Below are 19,419 nucleotides of genomic sequence, written 5' to 3' on the forward strand. Positions count from 1 at the left end.
CTCTACCACAGGCTGGTATCGTTCAGCTTGCGGCTCAACCAGTTGGACCCGACAACAAGGGTGAAGTTAATGGCCGAATTAAATAGCCCGACGGCCGAGCTGAAGCTGTAATTGAATTCCTGAAGCCCCACTCGATATACATAGGAGCTAATCACATCAGCGGTATCATAGATGGTTGGATTATAAAGCAAAATAATTTTTTCTGTCCCCACACTCAGCATACGGCCCATCTCAAGAATCAATAAAATGACAATCGTAGGCATGATTCCTGGCAGCGTGACATGACGCATTTGCTTCCATCGTCCTGCGCCATCGATCTTCGCAGCCTCATACTGCTCTGTATCAATGCCCGCCAATGCCGCAAGATAAATGATCGTTCCCCATCCAATATGCTGCCACACCCCCGACGAGACATAAATCGTCCGGAAAAACTGGGATTCAAGCAGCAGGGAGAGCCTCTCCCCGCCCATATACGCTATAAAATCATTGATTAATCCCCCGCTTACGGTGAATTCCTTGATCATTCCGCATACGACGACGAGTGAGACGAAATGCGGCATATAGGTAATCGTTTGGATAGATCGCTTGAAGATCGTCTTCTTCACTTCGTTAAGCAGCAGAGCCAGAATGATCGGCGCAGGAAATCCAAAAACGAGATCATACAAGCTGATAAGAACCGTATTTTTAAGCGTGCGCCAGAAATAAATACCTTCGAAAAAAACTTTAAAATGCTCGAATCCAGCCCATGGGCTTCCTATAATGCCAAGTCTTGGGGAGAAATCCTTAAAGGCAATGATTGCGCCATACATGGGAATATAGTGAAAAAGTGAAAAGAATAAAATTACAGGAGCCAGCATGAGATAGAGCAGCTTATTTTTGCGAATGTCATACAACATCCCCCAACCTGGGAATGAATTTGATTTCACGGAGATACCACCTCTCTATCTCTTGTTATACCGATCAAGCGAATTCTGATAAATCTCTACGGCGCGATCAATGCCCAGCTTTTTAATTTGCTCCACATATTTGCCATAATTATCAAGCGGTTCCTTGCCCATAATAAACTTTGCAAACATTTCTTCCTTATAATTGCTTACATCGTTAATGATTTTACCGAGCTCTTTGCTTTCTTCCGCTGTTGGCGTAAGAAAGGCTGGTATTGTATGTTTAGCCGCATCGGTATTCGACCACAATTTAACCGCTTCATCTTGCTGAGGGAACGTATTCCAGTTTCGGCGTTCATCCGCTTCATACGGACCGTTCGGCTTGGTATACTGTGCGACCATTTGCTGCAAGCTGTACTTCTCATTTTTCACAATCTGATCTGTATAGGTAGGCGTTCCGTCTTTCATGACATAGCTTTCGCCCTCAACGCCAAAGTTGAACAGTAAACTGCCTTTCGTACTGTAAGCATAATCCAGCCAGCGAACAGCCAGCTCCGGATTTTTTGTAGTTGCCGAAACCGCTTTGCTAGGACCAGGATTATATTTAAAATCTCTTTGTCCTGTAAAAGGCTTCTCCCCTTTTTTAAGGGTTGGATAAGGAGAGCCCACCAAATTGTACTTCGGATCCTTCGACTTCATGGCATCCATCCATCTTCCCATTCCTCCGCTCAGCACAGAAACGGTTGCCCCTGTTTGACCGCCAAGCATTTTCGTATCCAGAACCTTGCCGTCCGTCAAGGCAAAATCTTTATCAAACAAGCCTTCTGCATACCATTTACGGAACAAGGTTAAAAAATCCTTATATTGGGGGTCGACAGGTCCATACTTGACTTTGCCTGCGTCATCGAGATAGAAGTTGTTAGAAGTATGATAAGCACCGATAAAGGCATCGCGAATTTCAAAATTCCCATTGACATAGGTCACACTAAGCGGTGCTTTTGCTCCTTTTTTATCACGGAAGGCTATTAGCGTTTTTTCCCAATCATCAATCGTCTCAGGTACGGGCAGTTGAAGCTCATCCAACCAGTCTTTGCGAATGATCGGTCCACGGAATACAAGTCCGGAAGGGTTGCGGATCATCGGAAATACGTAGTATTTGCCGCTATCCGTTTTGATCATTTTGTCGAGCTCTTTGTCTTCCTGCAGCTTCTTCTTCAAATTCGGCGCATATTTATCAATCAGATCATTCAATTCCAGAATGACTTTATCGCTGATGGCTTTCTCGGGTCCGCCAGGGTAAGACCCCGAGCTGCGCCCCGTCCAATCGTATTCAATGACATCCGGCAGTTTCTCAGAGACAATCATGAGATTGAATTGTTCTTTCAATTGTTGATCATTCGGATGGACATACTTGACTTCAACACCCGTTTCTTTGGCCAACTGCTTGCCAAAAGGAGTATCAGCCAAATTTTGATAAAAGGTAATCGCATTGTTATTTATGCCTTCCCATGATGTTAGCGTTTCCTTCGTATTCATAGGATAAGTTGCTGTTGACTTGGCTGGATCAGCATTGGGCGTATTTACGCCATCCTTGCCAGTACTTCCGGTTTCCGAGCAAGCCGCAAGTACAATACTTGTTAACATGAGGATACTTAACCCCGCAGCGCCATATTTGCGATGCTTTCCTTGTGATCTTAGGCTTTCCATATTGGTTCCCCCTAATCAATAGTTAACGGTGTGCATGTTTCATTTTGCTTAAAAGATTAGAAAAAGTATATATTCAAAAACTAAACCCGTACGTTAAAACCAGAAATACGAGGTTTTGCGTACGGGTTTAGTTTTTACATTATGGGCTGTCTGGCCCTACATTCGAAGCCGCAAGCGGTGCACGGACAATAGGAGTAGAAGAACTAAAATATTCATCTGCCCCAATATCGTTTGTTAAACGCGTTTGGCCATCCATATCCTCTGTAACATAAGGATAGCTGCCAACAGCGGCATTAACGGCTGCGCTTCCAGCAGTTAACTTCTGCAAGCCGTTGATCGTTGTGAACGAAGGCGTTATGTTGAGAATTTCTGACGATGTTCTTGAACGATTATTTAATGTACTGCCAAAGCCAATATTCCCTTCGAACACAGTGTTCGATGTTTTTACTTCCTCATAAAGCGTCCCCGTACTATTGCGAACAATGTTGTTGGCGATTCGACTATCGACGGGTGCTGAAGTATAGCTTCTGCCGACGATGATGCCAAATGTGCTGTTGACGATCGTGTTGTTCGCCACTTGCGCTCGGTATACTCGCCAATGCTTGCTTAGATCCCCACTGCCGTAGTTCGTGGAATTGGGTCCACCGTCCCAATCTCCCCCATCCAGATTAATAGCATCCGTGGTTAGACCTTCGAAGTAGTTATTATAAATGCGATGATCTGTGCCATAAATTCGGAAACCTCCAACTCCGGCTTTAGTTCCGTTGCCCAGAAAGAAATTTCCATAGAACTTGTTGTTATTCCCGTGTCTTGCGGTTACCTGCCCTTGCGAATTCCGAATTGTGTTGTAACGGATCGTATTGTTGCTGCTTTTCACAGAAATAACTTCGGGGTCTCCATCGCAATTCTCGAATAAATTATTCTCGACTGTCGAGTACGCGTTTAATAACGATACTCCGGATAAGCCAAGACGAATACTCTCTTTCCCGTTATCAATCCTTGGCCCGCTGTCATAGAAATAGTTCCCGTCAATCATCGTATATTGTGACATATAGCTGCTTCCGTTTCCATCTACGGCGATGATGGGTCCTGGGTCTGCTTTGGATCGGAATGCATTCCGGTCAATCCGGTTATAGTCGCTGTTGACACCTCTGATATTCACCCAAGTGTTCTTAACCCCGGTTTCATTCAGATTAAATTCATTACGTGTCAAACGGATGTGGTTGGATTCATCGATTTTCACAGCATAGTTGCTTGTGCTCGTTGTAGTTGTGAACTTCAAGCCCGAAATCGTCACATAAGACGACTGAGAAAGATTGAAATATGCTCCACCAGCTAGAATAGCTTGCCCGCGATTAGCGGCTTTAATTGTAATTTCATTGCCATCCGTACCGTGAATCCCATTAAGATTGAAAGCGCCTGTTTGCGAATAAGTGCCGTTCTCCAAATAAATAACCCTGCCTGGAATGGCTTGGTTAATTGCCGTCTGCAGTTGTCCGGGGGTGGAAACTGTTACTGAATCTTCAACGGGGGTTCCGCTTCCATTTCCGTAAATCTCTACCTCCGTATAGCTATTCCAAGCGTTCAACGAATTGCCGTGCCCGACAATGCGCACATACCTGACAGAGGTAGCATCAGGAAAATCAAATGTTTGCAGGCCTTCTACCAAGCTGCTTGTTACATTCGCCTGAACGGTCGTAAAGGTCGTGTTGTCCGAAGAAGTCTGAATATCAAAAGATGAGGTGCGTGTCGAACCATTTAAGAAAGCAATTTTGATATAGGCTACCGTTGCGCTAGAGCCGAGATCGAATTTAATCCACTCCCCATTACCGCTGGCTGACCAGCGAGTTGATGCATCTCCATCTACCGTATTGGCCGGAACATTCCCATCATTGGAACTCGCCGTTACATTGGACCCTGCAATTGTAAATTTGGTGTCTGCTGCTGCAGCTAATCCAGGAATCAAGCTCATAAATACGAATGCGCATAACAGCAGCAGTGAAGCCTTTTTAAGTGACATCCTCATATAACTAACACCGTCCTTTTCATCTAATCTGATTAATTACCGCGACATGAGAGTGCTTACAATAATGTTGTCTTCCGAATTAATTATTTCTGAACACCACTTCCTTTCAGCATCTTCTACCTCAAGTTTATCTCGTGTCACATCATTATTGAACCTCATTTGGCTTCATTTGTTGATAGGCAAAAGCAAGTATGATGCGTAAAATATAAACTCAATCGATCGTATTTTGCAAACATGGTATGTGAAATTAAAAAAAGAGCCCATTTCGGACTCTGTAACAAACTTAGATCTTCTGATACTTGCCAGGAGTCATCCCTTCAAATCTTTTGAATATGCGCAAAAACGTGCTCACATCGGCATAGCCAACACGCCCGGCAATTTCGTTAACCGTTAGTTTTTGCTCGGAAAGAAGTGCTTTTGCCGCTGTCAGTCGCGTTTGATTGATGAGATCAAGCAGTGTTTCTCCAGTATGTTCTTTGAATATTTTGGACACGTAGGATGGCGTTAACGAAAAGGATTCCCCGATCATCGAAATATTCAAATTCACATCTCGAAAATGCATCTCAATATAGTCCCGGATATCATTAACCAAATACGCATGATGATTTTTCTTTTCCGTTTGAATCCATTCACATACCTGCATGAGCACCCGGTTCATATGCGTCATCATTTCCTGAATCGTTTCACAGTTCAACAAACATTCTACGTCTTTGACATGAGCCTCAAAATTACGCCTGCTGATCGTGCTCACCTCATCCAGCGCTTTGAGCATGGTACTTGCCAGATTAAACAAAAGGCATTTGGCAAGCGCAACCGAAACAGGATGAACCTTGAAATTCGCCTCATAAATCTCTCCTAACAACATCTGCGATTTGGGCAAGTTGCCCGTCTTCACATAGTAAATAAGCTGTTGTTCAACGCTTAAAGGATAATAATAATTCCGCTGAGATTGAGCAGACTCCATACTTTTTTCCTTGTACTGGATCAGTTGTCCACTCCCAAGTACGATTCGATACTCGAGCGCTTCCAATGCCTCATGATACGATTGTGATATTCCATATACGTCACTATGAACTCCGCTCACCGCAATCGTCATTTCGGCATGAATATGTTCCTTCATGAAGGCTTGCGTTTGAGAAGCTATTCGATTTAATTCCTTAACTTCATCTTCTTCACTTAAAGTTGGTTTCAAATTAATGATACAAGCTATCAATTCGTTCACTTCTGTTGAATAAACCGTCGCGTTCTTTCCGGCCAACTCTTCAATCACATTGCTTAGAATAAAGTGGAGCATCTGCGTCTTTTGCCCGAAAGAGTCCCCCCCTTCATCTGCTTGCAGCTTGCCATAAGCATCCACACTGAAAAGCAGCACCGCAAACCGATCGGAATGGAATTGAACGTTGTGGGCGATGAAAGATTCCTGAAGCGGAAATTTCCTCTCTAGTTGTCCTTTCAATAAACGTGTCAGGAAATGTGCTCTAATCGTATTATTATGCAGCTTTAATCGGTCGCTGATGGCATCTTTCTCCACAAATGTATGATGAAGCGCGTTCTGTAGAAATGAGTATTCATTTGATTTCCCATCAAAACGGAACCCTGATCTTTGCGTCATGTTCTGCAGCAGCACCTGTATCGGCATATAATTTTTTCGCAGGAAAATAATCGTGACAATGATGCCAATCAACAAACCCAAAGCAATGCTCAATCTTGTTATATCTTTCAAATATTCCATCTTTTCATTGAAAATGTTTGCCGGCAAAACCGATACGTATTTCCAACCCGTTAGCTCAGATGTCAAGTAAGACAATGCCGCTTTGTCTTGATTCATCTCTACATAAACCAAACCTTTTTTCCCAAGCAAACGCTCATAAGGCAGCTGATCTTGAAGCTTTTCTTTATCTTTGGACGATGCAATGAAATGATTATCTTTATCCAGAATCAAAACTCTCGAATCATTGTATTGCGGAAGGCTTTCCAACAGCTTATTCACGTTAATTAGGAAAATGAGAATGGGATGGGGCTGTATCGGATTATTAAAGATGAGCGAACGGGCAAACATTACCGTAGACGTGGGCTTTCCTTCGTTCCAATACAGCATGGGGGAATACTTATTGACATATTTACCAGCAAATAACTGCGTCCATTCCTCAAAGCTAGTCTCATCGCGCTGCCTCATGATGGCATACAGACCACGGGAATCGATGTGGTTAAACGTAGATATAACGGTATCACTATTCCCGTACATCACGTAAATTTGCTCAATATAATCATTTGCATTCTGATAGGTTCGTAAATTTTCTGCGATATTGAACAGTTGAAAATATTGATCATCGGATAATGGCTTTTCTACATTCGTGAAAGAGACTATATTTTTGTTTAAAGCAACTTCCACACTTAATTGTTCCAAGCCTTTTAACTTACTGTCAATAGATAATTCGATTTGCGTGAGAAGCAGCTCATTTGCCCGATTAATTTCTTTCTCCACCAGACTATGCGTGGCAGAGTAAAGAATTAAACTGATGACAATAGGAACCAACAAGACAGATAAGTAAGAGAATATCCATGTTACAATTACACTCCTATTATATTTTCGGAGCTGCAGCCGCATACGAATGACCTCCTAACCATATTTCTGTACCTATTATACATGGCTAATGAGAGCGATTACAAACGAAGTCCTCAAGTTTTTTGGCGATATTCGGTTGGCGTAGCCCCCTTGTGTCGTTTGAACATTTTGGAAAAATGGACGTAATCCGGAAATCCTACGGAAGCGCTAATTTCATAAACTTTTTTGGCCGATCCAGATAGTTGTTCGGCGGCTTTATCCATACGCAGGCGGATCAGATATTGGCTGAATGGAACGCCAAGCTCCGATTTAAACATATGACTGAAATTCGCAGGCTTCACCTGAAGGTCATAAGCCAGCTTGGTTAAGGTGAGTTCAGAGTCCCCGTAATGCTTTTCCAAATAGGCAATAGCAGCTTGGATCACTTTCCCGTATCCCCAGTTCCTTATTCCTCGGATCGCTCCCATTGCGGCATACATCTGGGTGCTGAATGCCTCGAAATGTTGGGCATTCTTCTCTCCACCTCGCGGAACAGGCAGTTCTTGCCCAGCAGATGAGCGAAATTCGTCCTCCAGCAAGGCAAGATACCCCGTAAGTTTCCGCTCCATATCATTGGCCGATGACCTGTCCGCGATTAATTCATGCTTCAGCGTGTTCAGCTCTTCCTCAATCTCCGCTTCACGCAGATGCCATAAACTGCTCGCCAGCCGTTTGGCACTTAACTTGAACGACCACAACTGCTCCTTGTTGTCATGCACGATGCGCGATTTCTCCCGCTGAATCTTCTCTTTTAACGCATGCAAGGTGGGCAGCAGGTTGTCTTCATTGATAGGCTTCAATAAATAATCCGCTGCACCGGCACGCATCGCTTGCTGTGCGTACTCAAATTCTCCATAACCGGAAACGACGATGACGGAAGAGGAGATCCCTTCCTGCCGGAGAGCGGCCATGAAGCTCAGGCCATCCATCACAGGCATGCGAATATCCGTAATAATGATGTCCGGCATATACGTTCTTGCGAGTATGATGGCCTGCTGGCCATCTTCGGCCTCCCCTACGATCTGGAATCCATCTGCTTCAGCTTCCATAAGTGCTATGAGTCCCATTCTGACTATAGGCTCATCTTCGACAACGACAACGGTCATCATACAGATTGCTCCTTCCGATAAGGCATTCTAATCTCTACAATGGTGCCAAAGCTTTCTGACATCACAATGGCAAGGCCATAAGGTTCGCCAAACTCGAGTCTCAGTCTGCTGTGGACGTTCCACATGCCGATCCCCCCGAATGGGCTGCTTGCTTGCAGCATTTGTTCTTCAGACATGCAGGCGAAAGCATGGTTGTAGGTATCAACGAGGTCAGGCTCCATTCCCCTGCCTTTGTCAATAATTTGAAGCCGCACGCCCGAATCATCATAACTTGCTCGAAGACCAATATATTCTGGCTTCATCGAATAATCCTCATAACCATGAATAAAAGCATTCTCAACAATAGGCTGTACAGTAAGACGCAGCGTATGAATATCCTTCAAACGCTCAGCATCCAGATCCACATCTACTTCCAAACTCTGATAACGTTCTTGCTGAATATGAATGTAATTAAACATATGTTGGATTTCATCAGCAAGCGAAACCGTGTCCTCGGGATTGTCGATGCTATAGCGGAACATATCGGACAATCTGACCGTCATCTGGCTAATCGGTTTGACTTTGGCAATGATGGCATAAGCGTTGATAACCCCTAGCGTGTTGTAAAGAAAATGCGGGTTGATTCTCGCTTGCAGCATTTGCAGCTTTGATTCTCTTTGATGAATAGCCATTTCTTTTTCCTTCAGATGGGAAATATGTATCATTTCAATCAATCGATTCAGATCTTCCAGCATGAGATTAAAGCCTCGGTTCAAACTTCCGATTTCATCCTTGCGCAGCGGAGCCCGTATGCTTAAATCGCCCATCTCGACTTTTTTCATTAAATTCATTAAATGAGAAAGCGCACGAGTAATGGAAAGCGAGAAGCTGAGAATGGTCACAAACGCCAATACGATCAGCAGCACAACGAAACCTAGCGTCAAATTTCGAAAATAAATCAGGTCCTCCATCAACTCACGCAGCGGAACCTCTGACACAATCGTTAGCCCGGTTGCCGCAGATCGGTTATACACGACAATCGTCTTGTCTGCTCCCGCTCCGTTCGTAAAGTAAGGAGAATGGGCGGATGCAATGCGACTTTGGTACAATCCCGGCAGCGGCTGCTTCCACATTTTCGAATCGGGGTGGTACAAATAGCGGCCATCTGTGTTCACAATGGAGATGATTCCCGTTTTCCCAAGCTCAGCTTGGTTAATAATGTTCGTCGTTCGATTCAAGGATAAATCAATGATCAAATAACCTGCTGTTACATACGTTTCATTATCTATGATTCTTCGAAAGACCGTAATGACCTCCGTACCGTCTCCGGTCTTGCTAATGCCCAAAATACGAAAGTTTTCTTCGTAGTTCTCAGCGAATTCTTTGCGATACACGTCCACCCGATCTGAAAAAGCGATATTGCTATAATAAGGACCTTTCAGAGAAATGATGGAAAGTCCATAAATGTCATCTCGATTATATACCGTGTTAGGAATGAGGTCTGATCGGATATGAGAGCTTAAATCGTAATAATCGTATTGATTGTTAGGGTCAATTTTGACAAACTGCTGTACGAGAGAATTAGCGAGAAGAGGAAGCGTTGCTTTCTTAATGTCCGAAAAGTACACATCGAGGTTATAGTTCATTTGCCGCATCAGTTGTTGACTATTGTTAATCGCGTTATCCTCAATCGTTTCCATGGAACGATCATACCAGAACTTGCCGAGGACTAGAAATGGCACACAGAAGAAGCCGAAGAAAAGCAGAACGAGCTTTACCTTTATCGTCAACGTTTTGATCCGCATGCGCATTCCCCTTTTTCTTCTGTCTGTGCCTCTGTGATGTTTACTTGTAAGCTTAGCTTATTTATCGCAATCAGGATACCCCAACTTATTCTTTGACTGAGCCCAGCATAGCGCCTTTAACGAAATGCTTTTGAAGAAGCGGATATACGATTAGAATCGGCAATGTAGCTACCAATACGATTCCTGCTTTCATCATTTCCGGCGTAAACTGCGTACTGAGCTGAAAATCGCTCATTCCGGTATTCGCTCCGTTGTCTACGATGAGGTTGCGCAGAAGAACCTGGAGCGGATACAGCTCTCGCGAACGAATATAAATGGTTGCTGAGAAATAGGAATTCCACTGGCTAACCGTATGGAATAAGGTGATTGTAGCCAGCACGGGCATGGATAGCGGCAAGACGATGCGCGTGTAAATGCGCTGCTCCCCACAACCATCAATCTTCGCAGCTTCAAATAATTCCCCAGGAACACCTTGGAAAAAAGTTCGAATGATGAGAACATAGAAGGCGCTCATCGCACCTGGAATAATAAGCGACCATAGCGAATTCATCATGCCGAGCTGCTTCACTAATAAATAACTTGGAATTAAGGGTACGGGAAAAACGAACGTAATGACAATAAGTTTCAAAATAATTTTCCGTCCCGGCATCATTGGCCTTGTAAGCGTGTAGGCCAGAAGAGAGCAAAGCAGCAGCGTCACGAGCGTTCCGATAACCGTAATATAAATACTTACGCCCATAGCCCGCCAAATCTCATCTAAGGCAAAAATAGATCCGTATACATCGAGCTGCATGCCTTTGGGCCACAGCCCCACTAATTTGGCATTCGCGTATTCGGGAAGGCTTAACGATACGGCCAATAAATGAATAAGCGGCGCAATCATACTTAGACTGGTTACAATCAATACAGCCACGTTCACAACAGAAAACCATTGAAAGGAACGAGCGCTTCTCAGATCAATCCCCTCCTGTTTAGTCTAATATACACTTTCACCTGTCGTTTTCTTGCTCAAGGTATTCACCAAGGTTAACAAAATTAATCCGATAACGGATTTAAATACACCAATTGCCGTGGAATAGCTATATTGGCTGTCCAATAGGCCAACTCTATAAATATACGTATCAAAGACTTCCCCGACATCCCGCACAAGCGGGTTTAGGAACATCAGCATTTGTTCAATGTTTGCATCCAGCAAATTTCCCACTCTAAGCAGCAGCAGAACAATAATAGCCGGCATAAGCGATGGCAGCGTAATCGACCATATTTGCCGAATCCGACTGGCGCCGTCTACAGTAGCCGCTTCATATAAGCTCGGGTTGATTCCGGCTAGCGCCGCCAAATAGATGATGGTTCCCCATCCGATTTCCTTCCAAATGCTAATGGAGATAATCGTTCCAAGAAACGATGCCGAATTGCTTAGAAAATCGAAGGGCCCGATACCAATGTGATGAAGCATTTGATTCATCCAGCCTTTAGCCTCAAGGAGGTTGGAAAAGATTCCACCGACGATGACCCAAGAGAGAAAATGAGGCAAATACAACATCGTCTGAAGCGGACGTTTCAACCACATCGCCCGCAGTTCATTCAACAACAGGGCTAAAAGCAGTGGTGCCGGGAAACCAAAAAAGATGGAATAAAGGCCCAGTTTCAAGGAGTTGCGCATAATAATCCAGAAATCATCGTAACGAAACAACGTAAGAAAATGATCCAGCCCCACCCACTTGCTGTGGAATAGCCCTTGGAATAAATTATAGTTCTGGAAGGCAATCACGTTGCCAGCAAGAGGGATATATTTGAAAATGAAAAAGTAGGCTAAGCCGGGGATTGCCATAAGAATGAGCACCCAGGATTCTTTGAATCGGACATGTGCAAACAGGGCGTTCTCCCCCTTTATTCAAATTTGTGCGGATCGAGCACGCAAGTTCGGTCAGTTCGAAGTCAGACCTGCACTCGATCCGCGCTTAAGATGGGTGCATTTATTTGTTGTTAAATTTGTTATACCAATCTGTCGCTTCTTTAATGGCCGCATCGCCGCCTCGTTTTTTCCAATCAGCAACGAAGTTGTCAAACGCTGCGTCAAGCGGCTCACGACCTGTAAGCACCTTGGCGAACATGTCTAGGAAAAGCGTTCCTTGCGCTGCGCCAATATTTAACTCGGGATGACTGGCTAGCGATTCCAATCGAGGCATATATTTAGCTTCATTCGGGATTAAGCTCTCTTTGGAAGTCGCATATCCTTTGGTAATTTTGTCCGATTCCGGCAGAGCTTTAAGCACAAGCGGCGCTGCGAATCCGATTTCACGAGGGTTAAGCGAAACCTGATACATTTGGAAGGCATTTTTGTCTGCATTAGCCGGTTGGTTAATATCGTATTTGATCTGTCCGTTTTCTTCGGTGTAGTTTTGCCCTTTTATGCCATAGGCAAAAAATTGATCCGCTTCTGGACTGCTGTAAGCCCATTCCAGAAACTTAATGATGTTTTCCGGATTTTTTGTTTTGGCTGGTATCACCCATACGAAATAAATCTCATCTGATTGCAGTGCCATCCCTTTATCGCCGTGCGGGCCTTGTGGAGGTGCAATCATGCTGACAGAGGCATTCGGTTGATTAAGAAACGTTTTGGGCGCATTATCCTTGCCATAGCCAGCCAAATATTGATAAACAGCAGCTCCCCATACGCCAACTTCCCCTTTGGCAATCGAAGCATTTTGTTCATCTTCCTTTTTGACAAACAAATTCGGGTTGATATAGCCTTTGTCGTACAGCTTTTTGTAGAAAGCGATCGCTTCCTTCATTCTTGGATCTATAATATCAGGAACAAGCTGCCCATTCTTGAAGCTCCATTTGTTCGTATGAACACCGAAAGCCGGAGTGAAAATATCCGTCCAAACAATATTATTGAACATGCCTAAGCCGTATTCATCATTAGGATCGCCGTTCCCGTTCATATCTTCTTTTTTGACCGCTTCAAAAAAAGCCAAGTAATCATCAAGTGTCTTAGGGGCATCCATCTTCAGCTTATCAAGCCAATCCTGACGGATAAAGATGGAACGGTCGGCAGGCACACCGCGGGTAACGGGGATGCCATAAATTTTGCCGTCCTTGGAAATACGGGGACTTTTCCAGAATTCCGGGGGTATTTTCTTTTTTAACGTTGGCGCATATTTATCAATGAGCGGGCCGAGTTCGAGAAAAACGCCTTGGTCGACCGCGCCGCTGTGCATGGTAGAAACTACGCTGTCCGTCCGAATCAAATCGGCAAGATCACCTGAAGCAAACCGAAGCGATAACTGCTGGGCATAATCACTATGTCCCAAAAAATCATAATTGACATTGAAACCAGACAATCGGTTCAGTTCTTTCTTGTAGATGTCGTCTTGTTTCGCTTGTTTGGCATAGGCAAATTCGGAATGGGACAGAAGAATATGAATGGGCGCCGATGCGGGTGCACTCGAAGATGTAGTTGGCGCTGCTTCTTTGGTGGCATTGCTGCATCCAGCCAATAGGACAACAGCCATAACAGCGCCGACCATCGTGGTAGTGCTCCGTTTGCGAAGAAAACGGGAGTTATACGTATCTGTTTTCAAATGAAGTAACCCCTCTCTCAACTCATTACTATCATGGGCCCATGATAGTTTTCATTATATGGGCACTTACAATAAATTTACATGTGTTTTTAGTCAGAATTATGTGTTTATTCAAAATACATGACGATAATGGCATGGAATATATCTCCAACACCGTCACTGCTTCCAGTCGAATCTATCACGAACAAAAGCAAAAAGAGGCTGTCTCTAAAGTCGAAAATGACTGCGAGGCAGCCTTTTCTTTTTTAGAGGCTCCTATTGGTACGCCTAAACCTAACTGCAACTGCAATAGCCTATTCAACTGCAAGCCCAACCCTGTTGGCAAATTCCACTGGAATTACGCCAGTGTTATCAGAGTAAAACTGCAAAAGTGCAGGCTTTTTCAACAAAATCGCTTAAAAAATGAAAAAGCCTGCAATTATGCAGGAATTTATAGATTATTTTTCCTAAAACTAGAAAAAACCCTTCAAAAGATGCATATTCGCAGGAATTCAGGTGCTATAGGTAGATTCTGAGCAAAAAAGATGCACATTTGCAGGAATTTGATCCTGACGTTTCTTCATAGAAATGACTGGGGACATCCTTGGATCAGTGTACACCAGCGGCCTACAGATACGCGCTGTCTCATTGCTGATGCAAGCTACGGAGGCGAAGAAAATTACAATTATTTAGAGCGAAATGAAACCGAAGCTAGGCATGGCAAAAAGATATGAGCAAAATCGACAACTGGACCTATTACGCCGAGCAAGATACATGGACATGCGCTGCTGCACAGCATGACGTCATCCTAATTTATACGGCGTAAACACATAGATCCATCTGCCATCCTTGCTTCCGCCAATGATATACTTCTTCACTAACACTAGTCATCATTTTAATTCTTCCAGTTGTCTTTGTTTATTTCAAATACTCGCTGAGTTACTTGGAACCATCTGGTTATGTTGAAGGAAGTTGGGTAGAATTACCGGAGAAACATGGACCTATCATTTGACAGACTCTAGAGAAAAAACTCGAATGCTTAATGGTATCACATACGGAAATGGGCGTTTTGTTGCTGTAGGATATCAAGAAATAATAACCTCATTGGATGGTGTTAATTGGTCAAAAATAGACTTAGAAATTAAGAATCATTTGCAAAGTGTCACCTATGGTAATGGCATATTTATAGCTGTAGGTTCTGGAGGATTAGATGGAGTCCTGCGTTCAACGGATGGATTAATATGGGAAAAACACAGTAGTTATCGTCATTGGAGTGTTTGCTATGGTAATGGTTTGTTTGTCGCGGTAGGTCCCTACGAAGCATCCTTTTCGTCAGATGGAATATCTTGGACCAGAGTTACGATTCCTGAAAAATCTGGCGGAGGTTACCTCAGTACAGTCGCATACGGTAATGGTCAATTTATCGCAGCAGGGGGAAGAGATGATTTAGGTAGTGTTTTATGGACTTCAACGAATGGATCAAATTGGAGAGCTATATTACGAGTAAAAGACCATATCAGTGATATGACATATGCACACGGTCAATTCTTTCTTGCTGGCATGCGATCATTTATATACTCCGAAGACGGACACGTATGGGATAGAAAATTGCTACCACCGGACTTAAGTCTAAGCGCTATTACTTACGGCAACAACGAACTGGTTGCTTCAAGCTCCCACTCTAGAATTTTATTACCCCGATAGCCCCATGATTGCTGCAAATTCGCCATGCACAATGTTCAGGGAGACATCGTCCAACGTCCGAATGATCTCCCTGCCCATTTGATTAAACCTTACTACAGTTCAATGGTTTTTGTTGCTACATTTTCACAAAATTCCCTATCATGCTCGACAAAAAGAATGGTTGGCGAGTATTCAAGCAGCAGCTCTTCAATCTGCATCCGGGAAATAATATCAATAAAATTAAGCGGCTCATCCCAAATGTGCAAATGAACATGCTCACTAAGACTTTTTGCAATCAATACTTTTTTCTTTTGCCCTCCACTAAATGAGGCAATATCCTTTTCAAATTGACTTCTGGAAAAACCAAGTTTTCTTAATATCGATTTAAACAGGCTTTCATCAATCCCGCAGTCTGCCGCATAGTCAGATAAATTGCCTTGAAGATGGGATGTGTCCTGCGAGACGTAGGAGATTCTCAACTGGCTGTCTTTCCTGAAGGTGCCTGTATAGTTCATATCCTCACCACAAATAAGTTTGATGATGCTTGATTTTCCTGAGCCGTTTTTACCGGAAAGAGCAATTCGGTCACCTTGTTCAATCGTAAAACTCACACCTGCACAAACGATCTTCTCACCGTAAGAAATAGAAACACGATCCAGTTCAACAAGTTGGTTTTTATGAAAAGCAAGCTGTGAAATCTCTAAGCTGTCTGAGCTCTCGATATTTTTAAGGAGTTTAGACTTTTCATGAATAGCAGAATGCTGTCTTTGTTCAATCGCTTTAGAGCGTTTCATCATTTTAGCAGCTTTGTGGCCAATATATCCTTTGTCTACCTTAGAACCGGAATTTCTTGTTCCGTTTTTTGTTTTTTCCACTTCGTGTGACCAGTTGCCCGTCCGCTTAGCCGAATTTGACAACCGATTAATGTCTTTTCTAAGTTTTTCGTTCTCGGCAAGCTCAAAGTTATCTTGCCTTGTTTTATTTTCCCACCAACTCGAAAAATTTCCTTTTTGTATTTCGATGTTAGTCTTATTGATAGAAAGGATGTGATCGACACAGTTATCAAGAAAAGATCTGTCGTGAGATACCAGAATAAATCCGCTTTTGGACTTGAGATAATCACTGACCAGTTTTCTTGCATGCATGTCAAGATGATTGGTTGGTTCATCAATTAACAGAAAACTATTTTCCTTAATAAATAAAGTAGCCAGTAAAACTTTCGTCTGCTCTCCGCTAGACAAGGAATCAAATGGCCGATACAAAACATCCTCAGAAACCTTTAATAACGAAAGCTCACGCATTAATTGCCAGTGAACATAGTCTGGAAAAATGTCATTGATGACATCAAGCGTATTATTTTCTTTATTTTCTACTGGGAACGGGAAATATTCAAAACTGACATTTGCAGAAATAGTTCCACTGTATTCATATTTACCAAGCAACAAATGGAGAAATGTTGTCTTGCCTCTACCGTTTCTTCCGGTAAACCCCAACTTCCAATCGGAATCGATTTGGAAATTGACATGTTCAAAAATATGATCATACGTTCCTTCATAGGCAAACGTCAGGTTTGTAACATTGATTAATGACATAACATTATCCTCCTGTATGAAAAAAATAAAAGCTACAAGAAAGTTACATTCTTGTAGCTCAAATACATACAGTTAATCAACCCCTGCACGGAGTTAAATAAAGATATCGTTTGAGTGAAAGATAATGTAAACTTTCTTGCATACAAAATAAAACATGCGAAAATATTGCTTCGCTTTTGCTGTTTTATCGTTAGCAAGAAATCCTACATTATTCTTTCAACTCCAGTCATTAATTTATGAGCATTATAGCATCCTAATAATTAATTATCAAGAATGCAAAGCTCTTTTTTCCAATTTCTATGCTAAGCCATCTCTTTCAGCTCCGCCAATTTCAAGAAATTGTCAGCAGCTAGACGAATAGCCAGGACGCTGCCCGTATTGAGAGAATTATCGAACAAGAGGACATGATTGTTCTTCACGGCTTTCAATCCGTTCCACACAGCCGAGCCTTGCTTTTCTCGAATTGCCTCCTTGGCCACGTCAAGCGTGTGCTGGATAATTATGTAATCAGGATTCATCTCCGACAAAGCCTCCAGAGAAAGGATGGCGCTATCTTCCGGATATCGAACGGGTTTCATCAGCCCAAAGCCCGTCGTTTCGTTATAATATGTCGTGTTTTTTGTCCCCTGAGCGGTAAAATTGGATTTACTATCAACCCTCAGCAAGGCGAAGTTTTTATTTTCCAGGCCGCCCAACCGATCTTTGGTTTTCTTAATAATTTCTTGAGTTTCCTTGATCAACTGCTCTGCCTTGTCCTCTTTGCCGATAATTCGGGCACAAATCATTGTCGCATTTTCCCATTTATCGCTGTAGTCGATTTGGATGACAGGAGCGATTTTACTTAACTTATCGTAATTCGTCTCATCGATATGGCCTTTAAAGGTAACAATCACATCCGGCATGGAATCGATGATGGCTTCCATATTCAAGTCTTTTCCTGCGCCCAAGTCCACTATCTCCGCTTTTCCGACATAAGGCTGCAGCGTAGCGAACTCCTTCATCGATTTCGCTGCGCTTCCCGAAGCGATCGGAGGTGTGTCGAGCGCGAAAAAATAGTCCAGATACAACGGATGGAGCACCGCTATGCGCTTCGGACGTTCCTTAAGCACCACGTTGTGGTTGGTCGCATCCGTTATCGTTCTTGGCCATCCGTCCCCCGCTTCAAGCGCACTTGCTCCCTTCGACTGCTCGCCTTCGCGCACATTTACAGCGTTCGTGGAAGACGTATTCCCTACGGAAGTTCCAGAACCGGAACAACCGGCTAATATTCCCATCAGCAGGATAAGCGCAACAATCAGACCAAACCATCTATTCATATTGCTCTCCTTCGGCATGCTCTCCAGTTTTGGCGTACAAGTGTTTCATCAGATCTCGGTTTTTTTGCGTGAAAACGTCATTATGCGAAGATATCATTCCGTGCGGATTGGCCTCCGGCGAAATATATTGCTTGGCTTTATTTACGGCATTCGCCGCATCTTGGAATGCTCCCGCAATCAAATGCAGCTTCCCTTCATGGTGTAAAATATCCCCCGCTGCATAAAGTCCAGACACCGATGTCTCGCTCATAGAAGAGCCTGCAATCCAGTGATCCTTCAACTCGATGGCCACCTCGCTGTTGGCCAGCAAATCTCTGTCGCGTTCATAGCCGTGATTGATAATCACCTCGTCCACCTCCAGCTCGAACGTCACTGCATCCTCACTACTCTTCAGAATCACGGTATCAATGGTTTGATGATCACCCGCAGCAATCAGTTTCTCGATGGACGTGTTTAACAAACATACGACAGAGCTATTCTCAAGGCGCGATATTTCAGCTTCATGACCTTTTAATGTATCCTTTCGATACGTTAAATACACTCTTTTAGCAATCGGCTCCAGTTCATTTGCCCAGTCAACCGCTGAATTACCACCGCCAGATATGAGCACCGTCTTCCCTTTAAAATGAGAAAGCGCTTTTACGGTATAATGCAAATTCGTAATCTCAAAACGCTCCGCGCCTTCTATATCCAGTTTGATCGGTTTGAGGATACCGCCGCCAATCGTCAAAATGACAGTTTTGGAATGATGCTCTCGGCCTGAGGCGCTATGCAGAACCAAGCGGTCTTCTACTTTGGATATAGACGTTACCTTTTCCCCGAGAACAACCTCCGGCTGGAACGTCAGCCCTTGAGCAATCAATTGTTCGATTAGCTGCGAGCCAGGAACAGGCCTCAATCCCCCCACATCCCAAATCATTTTCTCTGGGTATACGTGCACTTTACCGCCTAGATGAGGTTGGAACTCAATGATTTTCGTTTTCATTTCTCGCAAACCGCTATAGAATGCAGCGAACAATCCCGCAGGGCCGCCGCCAACAATCGTGACATCAAACAATTCCTTATCATGCATCATATATTCTCCTTGTAGGCTAGGAGCAGCTCTTGATCCGAGGTTGCTCTTATTTTTTTGGTACCTTGTTCGATG

Annotated in this window: 14 protein-coding genes and 1 pseudogene; 3 read left to right on the plus strand and 12 right to left on the minus strand. The window is 43.6% G+C overall.

What is annotated here, in order from left to right:
- Positions 1-2: 2 nt before the first annotated feature.
- The 9 genes from HQN90_RS31570 to HQN90_RS31610 all read right to left on the minus strand — a co-directional run bounded on the left by HQN90_RS31570 (position 3) and on the right by HQN90_RS31610 (position 13,702).
- Positions 3-896 (minus strand): ABC transporter permease, encoded by an 894-nt coding sequence (locus HQN90_RS31570; RefSeq protein WP_173226603.1) that lies wholly within the window; start codon positions 894-896, stop codon positions 3-5.
- 45 nt (positions 897-941) lie between these two features.
- Entirely contained in the window at positions 942-2,591 is a 1,650-nt protein-coding gene (locus HQN90_RS31575; RefSeq protein WP_173226544.1) for an extracellular solute-binding protein, read from the minus strand.
- 139 nt (positions 2,592-2,730) lie between these two features.
- Complete coding sequence (locus HQN90_RS31580) at positions 2,731-4,611, minus strand: chondroitinase-B domain-containing protein (RefSeq protein ID WP_246362936.1); 1,881 nt, start codon at positions 4,609-4,611, stop codon at positions 2,731-2,733.
- A gap of 289 nt (positions 4,612-4,900) precedes the next feature.
- Positions 4,901-7,225 (minus strand): helix-turn-helix domain-containing protein, encoded by a 2,325-nt coding sequence (locus HQN90_RS31585; RefSeq protein ID WP_173226548.1) that lies wholly within the window; start codon positions 7,223-7,225, stop codon positions 4,901-4,903.
- Positions 7,226-7,296: 71 nt separating this feature from the next.
- Positions 7,297-8,331 carry a response regulator transcription factor gene (locus HQN90_RS31590; protein ID WP_173226550.1) on the minus strand — a complete coding sequence of 345 codons (1,035 nt, stop codon included), beginning with the start codon at positions 8,329-8,331 and terminating at the stop codon, positions 7,297-7,299.
- Positions 8,328-10,115: a sensor histidine kinase gene (locus HQN90_RS31595; protein WP_173226552.1), complete on the minus strand. Its 1,788-nt coding sequence runs from the start codon at positions 10,113-10,115 to the stop codon at positions 8,328-8,330. The genes HQN90_RS31590 and HQN90_RS31595 overlap by 4 nt, the downstream gene beginning before the upstream one ends.
- 85 nt (positions 10,116-10,200) lie before the next feature.
- Positions 10,201-11,028: a carbohydrate ABC transporter permease gene (locus HQN90_RS31600; protein ID WP_338042413.1), complete on the minus strand. Its 828-nt coding sequence runs from the start codon at positions 11,026-11,028 to the stop codon at positions 10,201-10,203.
- Between the two features lie 63 nt (positions 11,029-11,091).
- Positions 11,092-11,946: an ABC transporter permease gene (locus tag HQN90_RS31605; protein WP_173226554.1), complete on the minus strand. Its 855-nt coding sequence runs from the start codon at positions 11,944-11,946 to the stop codon at positions 11,092-11,094.
- 145 nt (positions 11,947-12,091) lie between these two features.
- Positions 12,092-13,702, minus strand: coding sequence for an extracellular solute-binding protein (locus HQN90_RS31610; protein ID WP_173226556.1), 1,611 nt, complete (start codon positions 13,700-13,702; stop codon positions 12,092-12,094).
- 134 nt (positions 13,703-13,836) lie between these two features.
- Here HQN90_RS31610 and HQN90_RS31615 point away from each other — a divergent pair, with 134 nt between their 5' ends.
- The 3 genes and pseudogenes from HQN90_RS31615 (at position 13,837) to HQN90_RS31620 (ending at position 15,385) form a co-directional block, all read left to right on the plus strand.
- Positions 13,837-14,217 (plus strand): hypothetical protein, encoded by a 381-nt coding sequence (locus tag HQN90_RS31615; protein ID WP_173226558.1) that lies wholly within the window; start codon positions 13,837-13,839, stop codon positions 14,215-14,217.
- A 75-nt stretch (positions 14,218-14,292) separates the two neighbouring features.
- A pseudogene (locus HQN90_RS40055) lies at positions 14,293-14,477 on the plus strand (IS1182 family transposase); the annotation flags it as partial.
- Between the two features lie 239 nt (positions 14,478-14,716).
- The gene (locus HQN90_RS31620; RefSeq protein WP_173226560.1) at positions 14,717-15,385 is read left to right on the plus strand and encodes a beta propeller repeat protein; all 669 of its coding nucleotides are present in this window, start codon (positions 14,717-14,719) and stop codon (positions 15,383-15,385) included.
- 92 nt (positions 15,386-15,477) lie between these two features.
- On the opposite strand, the gene HQN90_RS31625 is transcribed toward HQN90_RS31620, so the two are convergent.
- The 3 genes from HQN90_RS31625 to HQN90_RS31635 all read right to left on the minus strand — a co-directional run bounded on the left by HQN90_RS31625 (position 15,478) and on the right by HQN90_RS31635 (position 19,344).
- On the minus strand, positions 15,478-16,956 hold the full coding sequence (locus tag HQN90_RS31625; RefSeq protein ID WP_173226562.1) for an Lsa family ABC-F type ribosomal protection protein: 1,479 nt from the start codon (positions 16,954-16,956) through the stop codon (positions 15,478-15,480).
- A 302-nt stretch (positions 16,957-17,258) separates the two neighbouring features.
- A complete protein-coding gene (locus HQN90_RS31630; RefSeq protein WP_173226564.1) occupies positions 17,259-18,272 on the minus strand; it encodes an ABC transporter substrate-binding protein in 1,014 nt (337 codons plus the stop codon).
- On the minus strand, positions 18,265-19,344 hold the full coding sequence (locus tag HQN90_RS31635; protein ID WP_173226608.1) for an NAD(P)/FAD-dependent oxidoreductase: 1,080 nt from the start codon (positions 19,342-19,344) through the stop codon (positions 18,265-18,267). Before HQN90_RS31635 ends, HQN90_RS31630 begins: the two co-directional genes overlap by 8 nt.
- Between the last annotated feature and the right edge of the window lie 75 nt (positions 19,345-19,419).

The organism is Paenibacillus alba (assembly GCF_013204855.1).
Taxonomy (GTDB): Bacteria; Bacillota; Bacilli; order Paenibacillales; family NBRC-103111; genus Paenibacillus_E; species Paenibacillus_E alba.